Origin of the sequence: Chelativorans composti, from assembly GCF_039541695.1 — a bacterium.
GTDB lineage: Bacteria > Pseudomonadota > Alphaproteobacteria > Rhizobiales > Rhizobiaceae > Chelativorans > Chelativorans composti.
This window is the reverse complement of sequence record NZ_BAABGS010000016.1, coordinates 70,263-91,556: the sequence shown is the minus strand read 5'-3', so window position 1 is coordinate 91,556 and position 21,294 is coordinate 70,263. Positions and strand designations below refer to the sequence as shown.

General features: G+C 64.5%; 18 protein-coding genes. 3 read left to right on the top strand and 15 right to left on the bottom strand.

Annotation, left to right across the window (positions count from 1 at the left end; all coding sequences use genetic code 11):
- Positions 1–134: 134 nt before the first annotated feature.
- Complete coding sequence (locus ABD906_RS04890) at positions 135–575, bottom strand: rhodanese-like domain-containing protein (protein ID WP_165277109.1); 441 nt, start codon at positions 573–575, stop codon at positions 135–137.
- 576 nt (positions 576–1,151) lie between these two features.
- Between ABD906_RS04890 and ABD906_RS04885 the strand changes: the two genes are divergently transcribed.
- Positions 1,152–1,784 (top strand): protein-L-isoaspartate(D-aspartate) O-methyltransferase, encoded by a 633-nt coding sequence (locus tag ABD906_RS04885; RefSeq protein ID WP_165277352.1) that lies wholly within the window; start codon positions 1,152–1,154, stop codon positions 1,782–1,784.
- A 262-nt stretch (positions 1,785–2,046) separates the two neighbouring features.
- Here ABD906_RS04885 and ABD906_RS04880 read toward each other — a convergent pair whose 3' ends face one another.
- The 3 genes from ABD906_RS04880 to ABD906_RS04870 form a co-directional block, all read right to left on the bottom strand.
- Entirely contained in the window at positions 2,047–3,480 is a 1,434-nt protein-coding gene (locus ABD906_RS04880) for a mannose-1-phosphate guanylyltransferase/mannose-6-phosphate isomerase (RefSeq protein ID WP_165277111.1), read from the bottom strand.
- 229 nt (positions 3,481–3,709) lie between these two features.
- Positions 3,710–5,359, bottom strand: a complete 1,650-nt coding sequence (locus ABD906_RS04875; protein ID WP_345098460.1) for a thiamine pyrophosphate-dependent enzyme — start codon at positions 5,357–5,359, stop codon at positions 3,710–3,712.
- A gap of 132 nt (positions 5,360–5,491) precedes the next feature.
- Positions 5,492–6,847: an amidase gene (locus ABD906_RS04870; protein ID WP_345098459.1), complete on the bottom strand. Its 1,356-nt coding sequence runs from the start codon at positions 6,845–6,847 to the stop codon at positions 5,492–5,494.
- A gap of 335 nt (positions 6,848–7,182) precedes the next feature.
- On the opposite strand from ABD906_RS04870, the gene ABD906_RS04865 reads away from it, so the two are divergent.
- Positions 7,183–7,770 carry a MarR family transcriptional regulator gene (locus tag ABD906_RS04865; RefSeq protein WP_165277114.1) on the top strand — a complete coding sequence of 196 codons (588 nt, stop codon included), beginning with the start codon at positions 7,183–7,185 and terminating at the stop codon, positions 7,768–7,770.
- Between the two features lie 355 nt (positions 7,771–8,125).
- Here the strand turns inward: ABD906_RS04865 and ABD906_RS04860 are convergent, their stop codons facing one another.
- From ABD906_RS04860 to amaB, 6 genes are all read right to left on the bottom strand, one after another.
- Entirely contained in the window at positions 8,126–8,785 is a 660-nt protein-coding gene (locus tag ABD906_RS04860) for a YjbE family putative metal transport protein (protein WP_165277115.1), read from the bottom strand.
- 630 nt (positions 8,786–9,415) lie between these two features.
- A complete protein-coding gene (locus ABD906_RS04855; protein WP_345098458.1) occupies positions 9,416–10,567 on the bottom strand; it encodes a helix-turn-helix transcriptional regulator in 1,152 nt (383 codons plus the stop codon).
- 395 nt (positions 10,568–10,962) lie between these two features.
- Positions 10,963–11,211 (bottom strand): hypothetical protein, encoded by a 249-nt coding sequence (locus tag ABD906_RS04850; protein WP_345098457.1) that lies wholly within the window; start codon positions 11,209–11,211, stop codon positions 10,963–10,965.
- A 56-nt stretch (positions 11,212–11,267) separates the two neighbouring features.
- Positions 11,268–11,900 (bottom strand): YjbE family putative metal transport protein, encoded by a 633-nt coding sequence (locus tag ABD906_RS04845; RefSeq protein ID WP_165277118.1) that lies wholly within the window; start codon positions 11,898–11,900, stop codon positions 11,268–11,270.
- 166 nt (positions 11,901–12,066) lie between these two features.
- Entirely contained in the window at positions 12,067–13,212 is a 1,146-nt protein-coding gene (locus tag ABD906_RS04840) for a GGDEF domain-containing protein (RefSeq protein ID WP_345098456.1), read from the bottom strand.
- A gap of 570 nt (positions 13,213–13,782) precedes the next feature.
- Positions 13,783–15,309 (bottom strand): L-piperidine-6-carboxylate dehydrogenase, encoded by a 1,527-nt coding sequence (gene amaB, locus ABD906_RS04835; RefSeq protein ID WP_378187822.1) that lies wholly within the window; start codon positions 15,307–15,309, stop codon positions 13,783–13,785.
- Positions 15,310–15,502: 193 nt separating this feature from the next.
- Between amaB and folP the strand changes: the two genes are divergently transcribed.
- Positions 15,503–16,360: a dihydropteroate synthase gene (gene folP / locus ABD906_RS04830; protein WP_165277353.1), complete on the top strand. Its 858-nt coding sequence runs from the start codon at positions 15,503–15,505 to the stop codon at positions 16,358–16,360.
- On the opposite strand, the gene ABD906_RS04825 is transcribed toward folP, so the two are convergent.
- The 5 genes from ABD906_RS04825 to ABD906_RS04805 form a co-directional block, all read right to left on the bottom strand.
- On the bottom strand, positions 16,338–17,156 hold the full coding sequence (locus tag ABD906_RS04825) for a formylmethanofuran dehydrogenase subunit C (RefSeq protein WP_165277121.1): 819 nt from the start codon (positions 17,154–17,156) through the stop codon (positions 16,338–16,340). The two genes, folP and ABD906_RS04825, sit on opposite strands and share 23 nt — an antisense overlap.
- On the bottom strand, positions 17,153–18,061 hold the full coding sequence (fhcD, locus tag ABD906_RS04820; protein ID WP_165277122.1) for a formylmethanofuran--tetrahydromethanopterin N-formyltransferase: 909 nt from the start codon (positions 18,059–18,061) through the stop codon (positions 17,153–17,155). Before fhcD ends, ABD906_RS04825 begins: the two co-directional genes overlap by 4 nt.
- Positions 18,049–19,680, bottom strand: a complete 1,632-nt coding sequence (locus tag ABD906_RS04815; protein WP_165277123.1) for a formylmethanofuran dehydrogenase subunit A — start codon at positions 19,678–19,680, stop codon at positions 18,049–18,051. The genes fhcD and ABD906_RS04815 overlap by 13 nt, the downstream gene beginning before the upstream one ends.
- Positions 19,674–20,744, bottom strand: a complete 1,071-nt coding sequence (locus ABD906_RS04810) for a tungsten formylmethanofuran dehydrogenase (RefSeq protein ID WP_345098454.1) — start codon at positions 20,742–20,744, stop codon at positions 19,674–19,676. The genes ABD906_RS04815 and ABD906_RS04810 overlap by 7 nt, the downstream gene beginning before the upstream one ends.
- A gap of 96 nt (positions 20,745–20,840) precedes the next feature.
- Entirely contained in the window at positions 20,841–21,221 is a 381-nt protein-coding gene (locus tag ABD906_RS04805) for a 4a-hydroxytetrahydrobiopterin dehydratase (protein ID WP_345098453.1), read from the bottom strand.
- Between the last annotated feature and the right edge of the window lie 73 nt (positions 21,222–21,294).

The following is a 21,294-nucleotide window of genomic DNA, read 5'->3' as shown; positions in this document are numbered from 1 at the left end:
CTGCACGCATCTATATGCCGGGCGGACGCTTCCGCAACCCCGGCAATCACCCTTCCGGATCCCACCGCGTCAGGGGATGCTTCCGCGTCCCGGCCATGCGGGCCTGCTTGCAGACCGTCGCAGCCCTTTCGGCGTCAGCCGACTTGCACATCCCGCGGCGTCTTGCGCTGCCACCGGCTCGTGGCGGCCGCATCCTCGATCGGCAGGCCCTCCTTCTTCCAGGCGCCGAACCCGCCCTCGAGGTGCGAGACCTTGGGGAAGCCCATCTCCATGAGCGTCACGGCCGCCAGCACCGACCGCTGTCCCGCCGCGCAGAAGACCACGTATTCCGCATCCTCCGTGAAATAGGTGCGATGATAGACCGAGGCAGGATCCGCCCAGAACTCGAGCATCCCTCGCGGCACGTGGTGAGACCCGGGGATGGTGCCGCTGTCGATCCGCTCCTGCAGCTCGCGCAGGTCGATGACCGTTATCTTGTCGCCGCGCTTCAGCCGGTCGGAGAGCTCCTGCGGCGTCACCGCCGCCACCCTGGGCCGCAGGCTGTCCACCCACTGGTCGGTATTCCTGATCGCCATGATCCTCCTCGCAAGACTCCGTGCACCGCTCTTCGCCCGAGCGGCCATACGCAAACACGTCGGTCGCTGCCCGAGGGCGCGCACCTCCTCCATTCCTGCTCCATGGATGCAAGTTTTCCGTCCCGGCGCAACGGAAAATCGTGCTCTGCTCCAGAACGTGACCGGCACATCGCTTTTTGTGGAACCGTCGCGCCCCCGCCTTGTTATGCGGTTCCCAACAGGCCACGGAGACCCAAGATGTCAGATCCTGAACAGCCGAAACCGGCGCCGGACAATCCCAATCCCGAACCGGCGCGTCCTCCGGACCCTCCCGCAGACCCTCCGGGCGAGCCCGATCCCGGCATTCCCGCGCCGACATCGACCCGCCTCCGCCCATCGAGGAACCCTTCCACGCGCCGCCGGACCTGCCCGAAATTCCGGATGACCCCGGGGTCCCCGGCGGCGAGCCCTCGGCACTTCGTCCCCTTGCCGACTAAGGCGCTTTGCCCTTTATTACGTCGACAAGGGAAGGGCATGGCCATGCCGGACTTCAAAGCGGCTTCCGGGAAAGGGAGTACCGGAACCGCGGAAGAGCAAATGTCGAGGACAGCGCGCGAGCGCATGGTCGAGCGGCAGATCGCCGGTCGGGGCGTGAAGGACCCGGCTGTGTTGAAAGCAATGCGCGTCGTGCCGCGCGAAGAGTTCGTCCCTGCGGATCTCAGGAATCTCGCCTACGAGGACAGCCCGCTTTCCATCGGCGAAGGACAGACCATCTCCCAGCCTTACGTGGTCGCCGTCATGCTGGAGGCGGCCAGTCTGCGGCCAACCAACCGCGTTCTGGATGTCGGCACCGGCTCGGGCTACGCTGCAGCCGTGGCGAGCCGCATCGTCTCCCAGGTCTACACCATCGAACGCCATGCCTCGCTTGCCCGCGAGGCGCACGCCCGTTTCGAAAGGCTAGGCTACACGAACATTGCCACCCGCATCGGCGATGGCAGCAAGGGCTGGCCCGATGCCGCCCCATTCGACGCAATTGTGGTGGCGGCAAGCGCGGAAAAGGTGCCCGAGGCGCTCAAGAACCAGCTCGCCATGGGCGGCAGGCTGGTCATTCCGGTCGAGGCCGACTTGCGTTTCCAGCGCCTTCTCCGCATCGAGCGGATAGGCGAGAATACCTTCGAGGAAACGGATCTGGGGCCGGTCCTGTTCGTGCCGCTCATCTCCGGGGGATGAACACACCCCTACCTGTCCGGAACGTTGCGGCGCGCTGGTAGGAAGGATGACGGGCAATGATCCTCGCTCCCACAGGCCGCGGCTTTGCGCATTCCCCTGACGGATCGGACCGTTCCAGCGCCTCGTTGAAACGCTGAAACGGTCCTGCTCCTCCCCCATAAGCGAATTCCCGAATTTCGGCGACGGATCTCCCCTGACCTCCAACCGGACGCGGCTACCGACTCTCGAAGGCGAGCTTCGGCAACCCGCTCCGGCACGCTTCCTAGCCGGAATAGGCATCCTCGTGGCGGATGATGTCGTCCTCCTCCAGATAGATGCCCGTCTGCACCTCAATCAGGATGGCGGGCAGCTTGCCCGGATTTTCGATCCGGTGCGCCACGCCCAGCGGCACGTAGACGGATTGTCCCTCCGTCACCAGCCTGACGTCCTGATCCATCGTCATCCGCGCGGTGCCTTGCACCACGATCCAGTGCTCGGAGCGATGAACATGGCTCTGCAGCGCAATCACCCCGCCCGGTTTGACCACGATGCGGTTCACGCGAAAGCGGTCGCCGCTGGCAATCTGCTCATGCCAGCCCCAAGGCCGGTGCTCCCGATCGAAGGCCACCGCCTGCTTTGCACCGCGCGCCTTGAGCGCGCTCACCGCATCCTTCACTCGCTGGCTGTCCTCCCGGCGGGCGACGAGCACGGCGTCGGGCATCGCCACCGCAATCATATCTTCGAGCCCGATCCCCACGAGCTCGATCCCTGCCGCTTCCGATCGCAGGAGCGAGCCCCGGCAGTCGATCGCCGTGGCCTGCTCGGAAACCACGTTCCCCGTCGCATCCGGTCCCGTCTCCTGCCAGACGGCTTCCCAGCCGCCGAGATCCGACCAGCCATGCGGATAAGGCATTACCGCCAGATTGGAGGCCTTCTCCATGATGGCATAGTCGATCGAAATATTGTCGAGCCGACCCCACGGTTCGGGCGCGAGCCGGGTGAACGCAAGATCCGTCTGCGCCTGCCGCACCGCCGCCTGACCGTGCTCCAGCATCTGCGGCGCGTGGCGCATGAAGGCATCGAGCATGGCCTTCGCCGTGAACAGGAAAATGCCGGCGTTCCAGAGGTAGTTTCCGGCTTTCAGCATCGCGGCGGCGCGCTCCGCGTCGGGCTTCTCGACGAAGCGCCGGAGCGGCTGCGGTTCCTGGGCTTGTGCCGATGCGCCTGCCGCCAGTTCCAGATAACCGTAGCCGGTTTCGGGTCGGGTCGGCGTGATGCCGAAGGTCACCAGCCTGCCCTCGAGCGCGCCCGGCAGCGCACCAATCACCGCCGCCCGGAAAGCATCGCCGTCCGGGATCACATGGTCCGAAGGCGAGACCAGCATCGCGGCCTCGGGATCCTGTTCCATGAGCCAGAGTGCCGCCGCCAGCACGGCGGGGGCCGTGTTGCGTCCCTCGGGCTCGATCAGGATAGCGGCCGGAGCGATCCCCGCCTCGGCCAGCTGCTCCTGCACGATGAATCGGAACGGGTCGCCCGTCACCACGACCGGATCGCGGAAACCCGGTCCTGCCGTTCGGCGCGCCGCGGCCTGAAACAGGCTTTCCTCTCCGACAAGGCGGGTGAACTGCTTGGGATAACTCTGCCGCGACAGAGGCCAAAGGCGTGTGCCTGCCCCCCCGCAGAGCAGGACCGGATAGATGTGCGGCAATGCGGCCATGACTTACTGCCCCCATACGCCACGCAACCCGGCAACAGGGCTGCGCTCCGGCGGGAATTGTGGGCTGCCGGGGGCGGCATCCGCAAGTACAACTATTGGATTAAGGCGCAGATTCTTGACGCAACTTTCGCATGCCCCTCCCGAGGTAGCCGTCCCATGGCCCCCGAAATGGCTGCGAAACGAAAGGAGGCGGGCCTGAAGCCCGCCTCCCAAAGTGCAAAAAGGAAGGCTAGATTGCGAAGTCCGGCGTCAGCTGCCGCGCCGACATGCGGATCTCGATGATCGCCGGTCCGCCCGAAGCGAGCGCCGCCTCGAGTGCCGCCGGGAACTGGTCTTCCGTCTCCACCACGGCGCCGAACACGCCATAGCTCTCCGCCATCTTGGCAAAGTCGGGGTTGCGCAGAGCCGTTCCGCTCGGCCGTCCCGGGAAATTGCGCTCCTGGTGCATCCTGATCGTGCCATACATGCCGTTGTTAACCACGATGACCACGACCCCGAGGTTGGCCTGTATGGCCGTCGCGAAATCGGGCGAAGCCATCATGAAGCAGCCGTCACCGCCCAGCGTCACCACCGTCCGCTCCGGGTAGCGCAGCTTCGCGGCGATGCCGGCGGGGAGGCCGTAGCCCATCGAGCCCGACTTGGGCGCGAGTTGCGTGCCGAACGTCTTGAAGCGGAAGAAGCGCTGCAGCCAGATCGCGTAGTTGCCGGCGCCATTGGTTATGATCGCATCCTCCGGCAGCGTCTCGCTCAGGTGCTTGATGATCTTGGCCATGTTGATGCCGTCGATCTTTGCCGGCGTCTCCTGGAAGGCCTCGTAGTTGGCCCGGCCTTCGCGCGTCCAGCTGTCCCAAGCCGACGAGTCAAGCTTGCCGATGCCTTCCAGCGCGTCAACGAAGCCCGTCACGCTCGATACGATCGGCAGGTGCGGAATGTACACGCTGCCGATGTCCTCGGGACCGGGGAAGACGTGGATCAGCGTCTGTTCGGGAACCGGCACCTCCAGCGCCGTATAGGCCTTGGTGGTGATCTCGCTCAGCCGGTCGCCGATCACCAGCAGTACGTCAGCTTGCTTCACGTGTTCGGCCACCAGCATGTTTCCGCCGAGGCTCATGTCGCCGATGTACTGTGGCAGGCGATTATCGACGATGTCCTGCGAGCGGAAACCCGCCACCACGGGCAGGTTGTTTTCCGCGCAGAAGCGCGTGACCTTCTTCGACGCTTCCGTCGTCCAGCCGGTTCCGCCGACGATCACCACCGGACGCTCAGCCTTGCGCAGGAGCTCGGCCACCTTGCCCATGTCCGCGGGCGACGGGCGGGCATGTGCAGGCTTGCAGGGCGGATAGTCCGGCACGCTGCTCGTCATGCCGAACACGTCCTCCGGCACCACCAGCACCACTGGGCCCGGCCGCCCCTGGATGGCGAAATTCACCGCGCGGCTGACATACTCAGGAATCATGTCGGCCGACGGCACTTCGCCCACCCACTTCGTCATGTCGCCGAAGGTGCGGCCGTAGTCCACTTCCTGGAAGCCCTCACGGGTCCGTTCGTTGGTGGGTACCTGCCCGACGATGAGGATCAGCGGCGTGGAATCCTGCTTCGCCGTATGCAGGCCGATGGCCGCGTGCATCGCGCCGGGTCCGCGGCTGACAATGCAGGCGCTCGGCTGACCACGCAGTTTGGCGTCTGCCTCGGCCATGTGGCAGGCGTTGGCTTCATGCCGGCACTGGACGAAACGCACGCCCGACCCTTCCTTCGCCACCGCATCGAAGAACGGCAGGGCACTCTCTCCCGGTACGCCAAACACCGTATCCACGCCATGCACCCTGAGGGCGGACACGAGGATTTCACCACCGGTACGGACTTGATCTTGTTGAGACACAGCTCCCCCTTTGGTTCAGGATCATTGTCTGGAGGCAATGTTGCACACAATTCTTATCGCCTGCCTCGGGCGATCGGAAGGGATTCGGCATGCGTGCCGCGAAAAAAGCAGACTGCGCCGCAGCGTTTCATCTCAGCGACCGGCAGAGAGAACTCCTTCGACAGCCCTTGCGACCTCGAAGATTCTGCTGTCCGATCCCCTCGTCCCGGCGAGCATGAGCCCCGTCGGCGCCGAACCCGGCTCGTGCATCGGCAGCGACATCGCGCAGCCGTCGATCAGATTGATGAGCGACGGATTGCGCAGCACGAGAATATTGATGCGGGAATAGTCCTCATCGCGCTCCAGCTCCGCAAGCCTCGGCGCCACGATCGGCACCGTCGGCAGCATCAGCGCATCGAAGTCCGCAAGTCTCGCCTCGACCGCCTCGATGACGCGCGCCCGTGCCTGTCCCAGCTCGATGTAATCCGCTGCCGTCAGCTCCGCGCCGCGCGAGATGCGAACGAGCACACGCGGATCGTAAAGCTCGGCGCCCCGGTCGATGTAGGGCCAATGCCACGTCCAGCTTTCGGCCGCGGAAAACCCGCCCCGCGAATTGATGGCCGCCACGTCCTTCAGCTCCTGCATCGGAGCGCGCACGATCGTCGCCCCGGCATCGGCAAGGCGCTTCACCGCCCGCTCGAAGTCCGTCGCCACGGTCGCGTCGATCCCGTCGAACACCAGCGTCTCCGGCACCAGGAAGCGCAGCGCCCGGATATTCCTGTCGCGCATACTGTGCGTCTGGCCGGAGAGGACAGTATCGAGAATGGCGCAGCAATCGACCGTCCGCGCCAGCGGACCGATCGAATCAAGCGTCGTGGAAAGCGGAACGCAGCCGTCCTTCGGCACTCGCGCCGCCGTCGGCTTGTAACCGACGATGCCGGTAAACGCCGCCGGTATCCGGCACGACCCGCCGGTGTCGGTTCCGATCGCCCCATGCGCCATCCCGTCCGTGACGGAGATGGCGGCACCCGAAGATGATCCGCCCGGAATGCGCTTGCCCTGCCGGTCCCACGGATTGAGTGGCGTGCCGTAGTGCGGGTTGATCCCGAGCCCCGAGTAGGCGAACTCCGTCATGTTGGTCCGCCCGATGATGACGAACCCCGCCTGCCGCAGCCGCGCCACGATGGTCGCATCCCTTTCCGCAGGCGGTTCATTCTCGAGCACGCGCGAGCCCGCGCGCGTCACCTGTCCCCGCACGTCGAACAGGTCCTTCACGGAAACCGGAACGCCGGCATAGGGCGATGGCTCGGCCCGCGCTGCCCGGAGCTTGTCCATCGCGTCGGCAGCGAGCCGCGCCGCCTCCGCATCCACGAAGGTGAAGGCCGCGGCCCCCTGCCCATCGGCGCGCCCGATCTGCTCAAGGCATTCTTCGACCAGGGCCCGGCTCGTCGTGCGGCCCTCGGTCAGATCCCTTGCGAGCGACTGAAGTGTTGCCGGATGTAAACGCATTCTCTCCCCTTGCGAAAGCTGCGCGGCCCTGCGAGACGGACAGTCGGCCGGCAGCTAGAACCAGCGACGCCACTTTGTCACGTCATCGGTGCGCAGACCAGATCCCCGGAATGCTGACGTCGTCTATGGACAGCAATTTCACCCGGGCCCTCACGCCCGCGCGACGGAAGTGTCCCGGTTCTCCTGACGATTAAGAGATTCAGGTGGCCCACCCCACGGCTCTTTGGACGTCCGCGAGGTTCGGGGTATCGCGGCACGCACATTTTCTTGAACGTGATTGAACCGAGCCAGCGGGTATTGCATAAACCCTTCCAAGGAAAACTTGGGTGGGCTCAATGGGAACGAGGGAACTTGAGAATGACGTATCGCGCAGTTCGGCTGACGGGCAGTCTCTGACGGTATCGCGTCCTGAACTTCTGGTCGATGGCAGCGACCTTTGCTTTCGCCAGCTTATTCATGACACGCTTGCATTTGCGTCCCGCGTTCAGGAGATCCGCAACCGCCTCGGGCAGACCATCGGGCTCACGGGAACCGCATTCACGATCCTGATCGCCATCCAGTATCTGCAGAACCGGGAAGGTGTCGGCGTGAACCAGCTTGCCGACCATCTGCACCTGAGCGGAGCGTTCGTCACCATTGAAGTCAACAAGCTCGTGCGGGATGACCTCGTACAGAAGCGCACCCATCCGACCGATCGGCGCCGCGTTCTTCTGACACTGACGGAAAAGGCGGAAAAGCTGCTGAAATCACTGCTCCCGGTGCAGCGTCCTGTGAACGACGTCCTCTTCGCCAATCTGTCCGAGCAGGACTTCAACTTCCTCCGGGCTCAGATGGCCGATCTTGTCGTGACCGGCAACCGCGCTCTTGCACTTCTCGACTATCTGGCTTCCGAGCGCGAGCGCGATCGTCTGGCGACCCTATAGAACCTCCCACGGGAAAACGATGGCCTATCCGGCTGCATTGTGGGTGGGTTGTGGTTTCCTACAGCCGTTCCAGGAAACGCGGAAACCGTTTTTCTGTCCGGAACCGCGATGACAATTCCTTAGGGCAATTCAGAGTTTCCGTGAAAATCTGGATTGCTCCAGGTAGCGCCACGGCGACCGGATGGTCTGAGCCTCTTCAGCGTCCCCTTCAACGGCTGAACAGCCCTGTTGCCCGAAGCGGCAGCCGGCCCTGCTTCCTAGCGGGAAGTGGCCAGAAAAAACGCCGCTGTCGGGTGACAGCGGCGTTGGAAATCCCGGCCGGATTGCGCTCCGGCCGGCTTCTTGTGCATGGCTGTCAGGCCGTGCCGTTGACGTACGGCCAGACCTCCAGCGCGCCGCGATAGATCATGTCCAGCGCGACATAGAGGATGATGGCAAGGCCCACGTAGGCGATCCAGCGGTGCCTGTTGAGCAGGCGGGCGATGAACGACGCCGCGATGCCCATCAGGCCGATCGACAGGATGAGACCGAAGATGAGCACCTCGAGATGGTCGCGCGCCGCGCCCGCCACCGCAAGCACGTTGTCCAGCGACATGGAGACGTCGGCGATGACGATCTGGGTGGCTGCCTGGCCCAGCGTCTTGCGCGGAGCGGCGCCCGCCACCTGTCCGTCGCTGTCGATGTCTTGGTTTGTCAGGGCTTCCTCGCCCTGAACTTCCTCATCGTGGCCCGTGCGCAGCTCGCGCCACATTTTCCAGCACACCCACAGCAGCAGAATGCCGCCCGCCAGCAGAAGGCCGACGATCTGCAGCAACTGGGTGGTGAGGGCTGCAAAGGCAATGCGCAGCACGGTTGCCGCGATGATGCCTATGAGAATTGCCTTCGCCCGCTGTTCCTTTGGCAGGCCCGCCGCCGCGAGGCCGATGACGATGGCGTTGTCGCCTGCCAGAACCAGGTCGATCATGATCACCTGGGCAAGCGCGATCAGCGCTTCGACTGTAAAGATTTCGCTCATGTGGCTCCCATAATGACTTCAAAGGGGCAGCCCAGGCGGAGGTGAGACGATCCGGAGCGCCTGCCGTGTCTCGGCGGTACAGCTCCTCAGACATGATCGCTGAACCATGGCCGAGCCACCCGATTTGATTCTCAGTCCGACATCGCAGCTCCGAGTTCCGGAAAACTGCCAGAGGGGCCCGGCCTGATGCGGCGACAACTACGTTCGGCCGGTGAAATTTTCAAGTGAAAATCGAAACGGAGAACCCCGCGCCCCCTGCATGAGGGTGCCGTTCGGGCTGGCGCTATCCGACATTGAGCACACTGGAAGCGCAGAATTGCGGCAGCCGGAACAGGTTGCTCGTCACCGTGGAGACCACCGCCCTTGCCGACGGGCTGGATCACGGGAACCCCTGCCCTCTGGGGGGCAGGGGCTGGGTTGGCGGTCATGCCTTGTCGGCAAGTTCAACCTAACACGGGCAGAAAGGGCCGGCTTTGATCGATTCCATTCCGCACCTGCGGATTGCCTTTCACAGCCGTAGCGGCACCGAAGCCTGGCCGCGTCCATGACGCGGCCACCTGTTCCGAAGCGGTGTGGCGTGTGTGCTGTTTCCCTGCCGGCGGGCCATCTGCCCGGCCCGAAGTCAAAGCCCTAGTTGCGAACCCTGCCGCCGCGGTTGTCTGCCCGCCCGGCATGGCCGTCGGGAACCCTCATCTTGGCCATCAGGGCGATGAGTTCCCCCTGCCGGCTGGTACCGGTCTTGTGCAGGATCGACTTCACATGGGTGCGGACCGTTTCGTAACTGCGCCCGGATCTCTCGGAGATCTCTCGCAGCGAGAGCCCTTCGCACAGCCGCGTGGCGATCTGCGTTTCCTGCTCCGTGAGCCCGAAGACGCGCTTCAGGACATCCGGCGACGCCGCGCTCGCCTGGCCGCCGGCCATCTCGATGACGCAGACACCGACAGAAGAGGCGAACAGGTCGAATAGGCCGGCGATGCGTTGGATCCGCAGGGTGATCGGCTGCTGGCCCGGCCGTTCGATCGAAACCAGACGCGACGGATCGCCTGCACCTGAGTTTCCCTGCGCGAGGGCCTCCTGGATCGCCCGCCGGATTCTGAAGCTTTCGGCATCGTTCTGCGACCGCAGTTCCTTGTCCACCACGCGCAGCTCGTTGCCGAGAACGCGCGCGGCCGCCGCGTTGACATACGTCACCTTGCCGTAGGCGTCGAAGAAAACATCCGCCGTGCCCGCGATGTCAAACCCGGCGATCATCCCCGACAGCCTGTTCTGCGACACGCGCTGGGCCAGACGCGCTGCCTCGATGAAGCGATGGCGCATGTCGGCCAGCACCGCCGCCTCCTCGTCGGTGAACGGCCCCTGGTCGGGATGGCGGTGCAACCCGAGGCACAGGACCTCGGAAAACGCGTCATACAGCGCGATCAGGCAGGAATACCTGATGTTGTTCCCGGCAAGGAACCGGTAGAACTCGTGCCGTTCGAAGGCCTCGTCAGGCGCATACTGGTGTGTTCTCACGATGCCATCGCGTACCAGCAGCGCGCGCGCCTTGGCCTGCCACTCGCCGGGCATCCACCCGAGACGGATGTACTCTTCCCTGAGCGGCGCAATATTTGCAGTGCTGATGGCGGCATGGGGAATGCGCCGGTCGAACGGCACCACCATCGCCGCATAGGACTTGGTTGCCGCGACCAGTTCTTCGAGGCAGGCGACCCATGGTGCAGCATCAATCGCCGCGTCGAAAAGCTGGTCGAGCGCCCTCTCCAATCTCTGCTGGTCGATCCTCAAACCCGCCCTCTTCAAGGTCTCCCTTGGTGGTAATGGTTATCATAGAAATTATTTTGTCGGCTTAGTATATACCACATTTGGGTTATATGTATCGGTTTCCTGTAGGATTAGATTAGCAAGGATGCGGTGAGGACGGCGTTTTGCTCGGTTTATTTGTATACAACTACCAGCGAGAAGACTGCTCTCCGGACCGGCAGCAAGCCTCCTGATGGCACGGCGAACCCGCCAAGCGCACGGTTCATGAGTGCGCAGGGGCTCAATCCCGGTTTTGCTTGAATACGGTTGAGAACGGTTTGTGCGGTAGCACCGACGCTCAGAAGCGGGACCAACCCCGGCAACGTCGATGGAAACGGGTCAGCGCGAAACGATGCCGAATTTCTGAAACGCCAACTGCGTTAATTCCCGAGCAGCCGCTTCAGTCCGTCACGCTCGGCTTCGCCGACCACCATGCACTTGTAACGGACCCGCAGCACTGGCCGGCCCTGATACACGGGCTGATGGGAGTCTCCGGCCGCCAGGCTCTCGGCTTTCGTCTTGCACTCTGCCGCGGAATAGACGCCCAGCGACGCCGTCTCGATCGAAATGGATTCGATCCCCGCCGCGGGCGGCAGGAAATAGATCGCCACGAGAATTGCTGCAAGCACCGGTCGCCGCCCCCACGCGTCGAAGGAAAGTCTGTCACGCAGGAGACGGTTTTATCTTACGCGAAAATGTATGGCCAGACGTCCTGCGCGCCGCGGTAGATCATTTCCAGCGCCACGTACAGGATGATGAGCAGGCCCACATAGGCGATCCAACGGTACCGGTGGAGAAGCTTGGCGATGTAGTTGGCCGCAACGCCCATCAGGCACACCGAAAATCCAAGGCCAATGACCAGCACCAGAGGATGCTCGCGCGCTGCACCCGCCACCGCGAGCACATTGTCGAGCGACATGGACACGTCCGCCAGGATGATCTGTCCCGTGGCCTGCATCAGCGTCTTGCGGGGCGCGCCATTCCCTGCGGCTTCTGCCCCTTCCAGCCCTTCCGCAAGCGCTTTGTGCGCCTCCTCCTCCCGGGCCGCGTCCGCGCGCAGTTCGCGCCACATCTTCCAGCACACCCAGAGCAGCAGCAGGCCGCCGGCAAGCAGCAGACCGACGATCGCCAGCAGCTTGGTCGCCAGAACGGCAAAGCTGATCCGCAGTAGCGTTGCCGCCAGGATGCCGATCAGAATGGCTTTGGGCCGTTGGTCCTTGGGAAGTCCGCTTGCTGCCAGCCCGATCACCACGGCGTTGTCGCCAGCCAGCACCAGGTCGATCATGATGACCTGCAACAGGGATGTGACAAATTCCATCACAGAAACACGCGAATGACAGCCCTGTGACTGGTCGCAAGGCTGAGGTTGGAGGTTGAGCCAACATGCTCCTCTGCAGCCACCGGATCAAGGGGCAAGCGCCTGGCGAGCTGCCACGGCAGCGTGCGTCTGCCATGCAATTGCGGCACGGCTGGCGGACTGCGCCTCAGGCGACGACCTGCAGCTCGGTAAGGACGCGGTCCCGGCCATTGTTCTTGGCACGGTAGAGGGCCATGTCCGCCCGGTGCATCACGTCGTCGAAACTGTCGATCTCGCTCCCGGCGAAGGCGATGCCCGCGCTCACCGTGACCGTGACGGCGGTGTCGCCAAATTTCAGCGGTGTCGAGGCAAACTCTCTCCGGATGCGCTCAGCCGCGTCGGTGGCCTGCGCGACAGTCACCTGCCGCATCACCAGAACGAACTCCTCGCCACCCAGCCGCGCCGCGACATCGCCCGGCCGGGCATACATCCGAAGCTGCTTGGCGAACTCCTTCAGCGTCTTGTCTCCCGCGCCATGCCCGTAGCGGTCGTTGATGGACTTGAAGCGGTCGAGATCGAACACCACGACAGCGTCGCCGGGCGCGAGCCTGTTCGCCGTGAAATTGGAGAACAGCGCGCGCCGGTTCATGAGGCCGGTCAGCATGTCCGTCTGCGCCTCGATCCGGTGGCGACGCGCGGCCCGCATCTGATTGAGCGCGAGCGACAGGGCACCGATGCCGGTAATTCCGGCGATTGCCGCAATGGCGTTGATCTGCTCGGCCACACCATCCGGATGCTTCAGCAGCACCCACTGCCCGTCGATGAGCAGAACGAGGCCGCAGGCGACGAAGGTTAGCCCCGCCAGCGCGTAGAGACCGGTGATACCGAGGATCGCAAAGGGAGATTCCTCGAACGCCCGCCAGTATTCGAACGCGCACAGGAACAGGCAGACGGCGGCAATCAGGTTGATCAGCATGACCCCGATGCCATTGGGTCCGGCAAGAATCGGAATCACCACGGCTCCGATGGCAGCACCGCCGGCCATTACACACTTTCCGAGCGAGACCGGCCGTCCCGTGAACAGCCGCGCGGCAACGTAGACCGCGACGAAGCCAATGATTTCAAGCGAGAACGATAAGGCCGTGACGGGCTTGTTTTCCAGGGGAAAGGAAGCATAGAGCAGAGCGCCCATACCGAGCATGACCATGCCCAGCATCCAGCCGATCATGAAGCGGTCGAGCCTGTTTTGGAGCCAAACACCCAGCATGGTTATGGCCAGCGCAAACGCGCTCACGCCCGATGCGAAAAACAGTGTGCCGGGTTCAAACCCCATCTGCCCTTACCACGGCGCCGTGGCCCCATCGTACTCAACCCATGCCTCTCCGCCCCAGAGAGACATCCCCATTCGCACGCTGATGTAAGAAAAGGGCAGAAAAATAGCTACCCCCAGCCGCGTGAGATAAAATATCACACGCAACCCGTTCTGAAAACGATTTCATGCTACTGTATTGGCCGGTGCGAATACTTTGCTTTCCAGGCTATGTGCCTGTGCCGAAAGAGTTTTGCCTCGCCAGCCCGTTCCCTTCGACGTCCGGCGATGTGCTGACTGCCGGCCTCGCACGCATCTGGTGGGCAAACCCGCGTCATCCCGTCCCGGAGCCGGGAGGGATCGGGAGCTTCCAGGACGGCGGTCCAGCTTCTTGCCGCGACAGACAAAGCAGGCTCCGGGAAGGGTAAGGCCGGTTTTCTGTCCAGAACCTCGACCGGCAAACAGAGCGCGGTTTCACGAAATGTGGGAACCGGCTTTCCGTCCGGAACCATGTTCAATCGGACCATTGGAGCAGCTCAGACCTCTTGAAGATCTGAACTGCTCTTGTCCTGCCGGCTGCGTAAAACGCTCCGGTTATTCGATGTCGAAGGTCACGCCCTGCGCCAGCGGCAGTTGCGTCGAGTAGTTGATCGTGTTGGTGGCGCGGCGCATGTAGCCCTTCCAGGCGTCCGAGCCGGACTCGCGTCCGCCGCCCGTCTCCTTCTCGCCACCGAACGCGCCGCCGATTTCGGCACCCGACGTGCCGATGTTGACATTGGCTATGCCGCAGTCAGACCCTGCCGCCGACAGGAAGATCTCCGCCTCGCGCATGTTGAGGGTGAAGATCGACGACGACAGCCCCGCCTTCACGGCATTCTGCAGCTCGATTGCTTCCTCGAGATCCCGGTACTTCATCACGTAGAGGATGGGCGCGAAGGTCTCCTCCAGCACCGGCCCGGCCTGCGACGGCATCTCCACGAGCGCCGGCCGCACATAGTAGGCGGTCTCGGGACCCGCCTCCGTCACGCGCTGGCCGCCCGTCACCTTGCCGCCGAGCGCCTTCGCCTCCTCGATCGCCTTCTGCATGCCTTCGAAGGCCGCCTTGTCGATCAGCGGACCGACCAGCGCCTTCGTCTCCAGCGGATTACCGACGGTCACGTTCTCATAGGCGCGGATCAGCCGCGGCACGAAGGATTCGTAGATGCTCTCGTGTACGAACAGCCGGCGCAGCGTCGTGCAGCGCTGGCCCGCCGTGCCCATCGCGCCGAAGGCAACTGCCCTGAGCGTCATGTCCAGATCCGCGGACGGGCAGACGATGCCGGCGTTGTTGCCGCCAAGCTCGAGGATCGAGCGCGCAAAGCGCTTCGCAAGCCGCGGACCCACCTCGCGGCCCATGCGGGTCGAGCCCGTTGCCGAGACGAGCGCGACCTTCGGGTGATCCACCAGCACCTCGCCGATCGTGCGGTCGCCGATGATGACCTGCGACAGTCCCGCCGGCGCGTCCCCGAATCGCTTCAGCGCCCGCTCGAAGATCGCCTGCGCAGCGAGCGCCGTGAGCGGCGTCTTCTCCGAAGGCTTCCAGACGACCGGATCACCGCAGACGAGCGCAATCGCCGTGTTCCACGACCAAACCGCGACCGGAAAGTTGAACGCCGAAATGACGCCAACCACGCCTAGCGGATGCCAGGTCTCCATCATGCGGTGGCCGGGCCGCTCGCTGGCGATGGTGAGGCCATAGAGCTGCCGTGACAGGCCCACGGCAAAGTCGCAGATGTCGATCATCTCCTGCACTTCGCCCAGGCCCTCGGACGGAATCTTGCCCGCCTCGATCGTCACCAGACGGCCGAGATCCTCCTTGGCCGCCCGCAGTTCCTCGCCGAAGAGCCGCACCAGCTCGCCCCGCCGCGGCGCAGGCACCAGCCGCCAGGCCTTGAACGCCTCGTGCGCCGCCTCGATCATCCGCCGCGCCTCCTCGGGCGAAGTGGTGCGGACCTTGGCGGTCTGCTCGCCTGTGACCGGGCTGAAGCTCGCCATATCGCCATCCCGCCAGGCGCTTTCCGGCACGCCCAGCTTGTCGAGGATTCGCGCGGTTTCGCTCTTCAGGTCGATCTTGTTCTTCATGGAAACTCCCATTTACTCGTGCGGCTGACGCCCTCTTGCCACGCGCTATGCTGCATGTTCTTGCGCTTCGCACAAGTCCTTAGAGTGTCTCTTCTGCGCCCGCTGGTGGAAGAGCCATTGCCCCGATGGAGCCCTGCGAATACTCTTCCGCAAGAGACACAACACAGATCCAGGGATTTCCGACTTGGCCGGCATGAAGACCTTTGAATGGCAGCTTGCGCATGGGAAGCGTCTGGTCCTGGGGCCGTCCTCGGTCCTCATGGGCATTCTTAACGTCACCCCTGACAGCTTTTCCGATGGCGGCGAGTACATCGACCCCGAAAAGGCCGTCGCCCATGCCCGCGAGATGATCGCCCAGGGTGCGGCCATCATCGACGTGGGCGGCGAATCGACCCGCCCCGGCGCTACCGAAGTCACGCCGGAAGAGGAGCAGCGCCGCGTTTTGCCGGTGATCGAGACGCTGGCCGCCGAAGGCAACTGCATCATTTCCGTGGACACCTACCGCGCCGAGACTGCCCGCAAGGCGGTGGCGGCCGGCGCGCATATCGTCAATGACGTTCATGGCCTGCAGCGCGAGCCCGACATCGCCCACATTGCCGCGGAAACCGGCGCCGGCCTCGTCATCATGCACACGGGCCGCGGCCGCGAGGATGAAAAGCGCCCGGACGTGATTGAGGACCAGTTCGTTTTCCTCCGCCGCTCCCTCGAGATCGCGCACGAGGCCGGCGTGAAGGACAGCCAGATTGTCCTTGACCCCGGCTTTGGTTTTGCGAAGGACCGCGAGGAAGACCTGTCCCTCATGGCACGCACCGGGGAGCTTCACGCGCTCGGCTACCCGTTGCTGATCGGCACCTCGCGCAAGCGCATGATCGGCCACCTCGCCGGCGACGACCGGCTAGCCCGCGACGTCGGCACCTCTGCCACCAGCGTCATCCTGCGCCTGCAGGGCGCGCACGTGTTCCGCGTCCACAACATCCCCTTCAACCGGGACGCCCTGGCCTTCGCCGATGCGGTTCTGGCACGCCAGCTCAGCCGGCCAGCGCAGAAATGATGAGCTCGCCCTTGCCGGGCACTGCCATATCGCCCGCGTAACGCATCGGTCCCTGCCCGAAGAAGGGCCGCTCGATAATGCCTTCCTTCACAAGCTCCCGCTCCAGGAGCGAGGCAAAGGCGCTGAACCACGGGCCCGTCGGCACGAATGTGGGTGACAGTTCGGCTGGCGCCCGGTCGAGCAGGATGGAACCGCGCCGCATTAGATAGCCCGGCAGTCTGCCCGCCCCGCCCTTGATCAGGATCGTGCCCGCGATCATCCGGCTTCCGGCATAGTCGCCGCAGCCGCCCAGGGCTGCGATCGTGCCGCGGCGCATCCGGTCACCGAGGCGGTCGCCCGCCCGGCCACGAATGACGAGCGTCCCGCCGGCCATGCCCCGCATCTCGCCTGCAGCGGGTCCGCCCGCAAGCTCGCCGGCGCTGCCCATGATCTCGATGCGTCCGTCCGTCATCTGCGATCCGGCAAGCGCCCCGGCAGAACCCTCAACGACGATGGATCCGCCACTCATGCGCCTGCCGAGCAGCGCCCCGGCGTCGCCCGCAACCCGGATGCTGCCGCCCGCAAGCTCCGCCCCGATGCAGTCGAAGCGGCTGCTCCCGCCCTCGAAGACAATCGCCTCGCCCACGGTACCGGAGACCCGGAAGCAGTCGCCCACCGTAACCCGGTTCCGTCCGCCGCAGAGCTCGATCTTTTCGACCTCGGCGACACTCTTGCCCGCGAGCCCTTGCGGCGTCAGCGCGGAAAGGTCGAGCCGCTGGACCGGCTCCTGCTGCAATGTGAAGGTCAGACCGCTCACGGCAGAAGCTCCTTCAGGTGGTAGTGGAATTTGCCAAGCTTGCCGCCATAGTTGCCGGCGCTGACGCGCCGCGCACCCTTTTCCGGGCCGAGCTCGATCACGGCCTTGAGGCCCGCCGCCATCGCGGCCCGCACGGCACCATCCGTCTCGCCGTCGATGACGATTTCCATCACGGCATTGGTCTCGGCATCGAGTTCGCTTCTAACCTGCCCGCGCAGAACCGGCGCGAAGGCGTCGTTGGTCGAGGCAATCATGCCCTTGTACTTGCTGCCGACCTTGGAGCCGGACCGCACGATCCCGCCCGGGAACGGCATGATCGCGCCCGGCACCGCCCGCATCGCCTCCACCGCCGCCTCGGCGGCAGCAAGCGCGGTGTCCCAGGTCTTGGCAAGCAGCAGCAGATTGCCGCCGCCCACCGCCTCCTTGGTGAGGCCGGTAGTCGCCTCGCAGACAAACTCGCCGTCCATCACCGGCAGCCGCCAGAAATGCCGACCGCCGACCTTCTTGGAGATCTGCCAGCCATCGCCGAAATAACGCATGGCCGCACCCAGCTTGAGCGGCTCGACGCCTTCAAGCCCCGCGTAGCACGCGCTGCCTGGCGAGGTGAGCACGCACTGGCCGACACGGTTGAGCAGCTGCTTCTGCAGCTCGCTGGTACTCATGGCGAAGACCAGCACGCGCACGCCCGGCCGTCCGTCCGGTGTCTCGTCGGGCGAAAGCTCCACGTCGATGCCCGCTTCGCAGCCGCAGCCGATCACCGACGTGGCGAAGCCTGTCATCGACCGCGCCGCCTCGAGCGCCCACTGACGGCTGGGAGCCGTGATGATGATCGCCGTCGCGCGCATGCCAAAGGCTTCCGCGAACGTGTCATCAATGGTGATGCCGTTGACCGTCAGCTTCTGCATGATACCTCGCCGAAGGGCTCCTCACGACCCACTGCCCAGTCCGGGAAATTGAACCAGTCGAGCGAAAGGCCGTACCGCTGCTGGTGATAGTCCTCGAGCTTCTTCACGATCGCCTTGTCCGGCTGTACCCTGAGCCGCAGCGTCTTGCCGGGCTTGAGGCTGACGATCTCGCCCTTGCGCACCACCAGCTCGCCGTTCTTGAACACATATTCAGCCGCACCGAACATCCGCTCGGCGTCGTCATCCTTGCGGTAGACCGCAACGTCGCCCACCGCGCCCGAGCCGAGATGCCCGCGGTCGGTGAGCCCGAGCAGCCTGGAAGGCGCCGCCCGGGTCATGATCGCGATTTCCTCAAGCGTGTACTCGCGATCGATCGAGGCTAGCGTCGTGTGCTTGAGTGCCCCCTTGTGCAGGCCCTCCATCGCCTCCCGACGCGCCTCCCGGCTCATCAGCAGCTTGAACAGCGCGGGATATGCCGTGAACGGCGCACCGTTCGGATGGTCGGTGGTGAAGAACACCCGCCACGGATCGTTGATGAGCAGGAACAGCTCGAGCCCCACCGCCCACTGCAGCGAGCCGTAATAGTCCTGCCGGTAGGCATAGGGCACGATGCCGCCGCCATTGCCTTCCGCGTCGTAGATCACGCTCTTCTTCGGGTTTGCGCCGCCGCGCGCCGCGAACTGCCGGAGCGCATCCGACGAGATGGTGACCGTCTGGCCGAACATCACCTGCCCGACGTCGATGGTCACCTCCGGCGTGGAGTTCACCTTCTCCGCGAGTTGCGCGGCCGCAGAAGAGAACTTGCGCTTGCCCTCGGTGCCGTAGCCATAGAACTGCAGATGCGCGAGGTGCATCGGCACGCCCTCGGCCGCCTCGATCGTCACCGCCGCCGTCTCCGCCGCCCCCGGCACGCCGAGATTGTTGCAGTGGACATGCAGCGGGTGCGGAATTCCGAGGCTGTCCACTGCCATCTGCAACGTCTTCACGATCCGACGCGACGACACGCCATAGGATGGCACCTCATCATCGAAGGAGAAGGTTCGCACATTCTCCTTGAACGCCGCCGACCCGCCGGCATTGATCGTCTTCACGCCCAGCGCCCGCGCCGAAGCGACCGTCCAAGCCACGTAATCGCGAATCATCTCGGGCGATTCACCCTTGCGAATGAGCGACAGCAGGAAATCGTCGTTGCCGAGGATTGCCAGCGCCCCCCGGTCGATGATCGGAATGTCCGCAAGCTCCAGATGCGTGTGCAGCGCATTGGCGGGCGACATCGCAGGCTCGATCACCGTGGTGAAGCCCATCTGCGCATAGAGGCGGCCCGTCTGCTGCGTGGACCAGCCCACGTTCGCCAGCGGCGTGGTCGCCGGGCGCGGCAGGTGCGCCTTGTGATGCTCGGGCAGCAGCAGCCGCGCCGTGTTCACGTTGCCGCCGCCGATGTGCGAGTGGATATCGATTGCGCCGGCCATGACGATGCAGCCGGTCGCGTCATAGATCTCATCCGGCTGACGGCCCTCCGGCGCCGCCACGATCATGCCGTCCTCGATCCACACGTCGCCGATGCCATTCCGGCCATTCAGCGGATCGATGACATGGCCTCCCATGATGAGCGTCAGCATGGCACCGCCTCCGTTTCCGGCAACTTCCCGGCGATCAGGCGCAGGATCTCCGCCGCCGATGGCAGGTTGTCCTTGCTCCCTGCCGCGCGTGCCAGGAAGGTTCCCGCCCTGGCTGAGAACATCACCGCGTCATGGCCTTCGCCCGGTTCGGCGACAGCGATGGTCACCGACGCGCCTCCGACGGCGCTGGCCGCATTGGAGATCACGATGCGTTCCGCCGGACCCGTCACGCCCTCCGGCAGCGGTCCGGCATGCAGCCACACATCCACCTCGCCGCTCTCGATCAGCCGGCGCGCGTTGAACCGCGCCGGATCATGCTTGGCCTCGCCGCCGAGGAAGCTTACCGGCAGCGGGAAACCGGCATTCCAGGTGGAAACAAGCGTGCTGCCCCATCCGTTCTCGCTTGCGGGCCACACCAGCATTGAAGCGCGGGTATTGGCGTTGAAATCGCCCTCCAGCCCCTGCAGCATCTCCAGCGTGAGCGTATCGCAGCCATGACCGGAGCAGATCACGGCGATGAATTTGGCCCCGGCAGCCGCAGCCGCAAACGCGTCCGCGCCAGCGATCTCCACACCCGTTCCACGGCCTGCGACTGCGGCCCGAAACACCGCCACCGCGACGGGAAGACTTGCATCCTTCACGGAAATGGCTTGTGTAACCTTGGCAATCCCGTCCGGCAGCCCGTCGGCATGAAGCGCGAACATCCTGCGCGGCCGTTCGCCGCCAAGGTCGGGGCTCGTCTGCGCAAGGGTCTCGAGGAATGCGCCCGCAGCTGCCGGCAGCGCCCCCGCGACCAGCACCAGGTCGGCGCGCCGCAGGGCCTCGCCCGGCGAAAGGAATACGCCGCCCGTCCCGGTAAACAGGGTGACCTCATGGGCCAGACCGTCCGTCAGATGATCGCAGACGGCGCCAGCCCTGCGCGCCAGAGCGAGCGCGGCGCGGGCCGTGTCCGCATCCGCATCAACCGTAATCACTGGGCACCGGCTTTGCACAAGCAGTGCCGCGACATGTTCGATCGCTGAAGGCACCTGTGCATCCCGGTTGCCGATCCATGCAACCGTCATGATTCGTTCGTCTTGTTGGATGGTGCCTGCGGAATACTTAGAACAATCTTATCGGTGGGTGAAGCCCCTCCGTTCACCCGCCTGTGAAGCAGTTCTTCAGTCGTACTTGATGTAAGCGAATCGCTGATCGCTGTTCGGCGTCCCTTCGAGCCCCTGGCCTTCCTTGGCCGGCTGCCAATGGATCACCTCCTCGATCTTTTTCGCCAGGGCGAAATCCTTGTCGGTGATGCCCTTTGCCGCGTGGTTCATCAGACGCACCTCCACCCAGGCATAAGATGCGGTGATGTCCGGATGATGGAACGCGGCCTCCGCGAGATGCCCGACGGCATTGATAACCATCAGGGTGCCCTTCCAGCTGTGCGTCTTGTATTTCCGCCGGATCCAGCCGTTCTCGTAGGTCCACTTGGGCAGTTCACGTGCAAGCCGCTCCCTGATCTCCTCTTCGCTGTAGACGCGCTCCTTCTGCCGTTCTGCCATGATCTCCTCCTCGGGTTCGTGTGGCTGGCCGTCAGATGCGGCCGGCAAACAAACTTGCCGCACCCATGTCAAA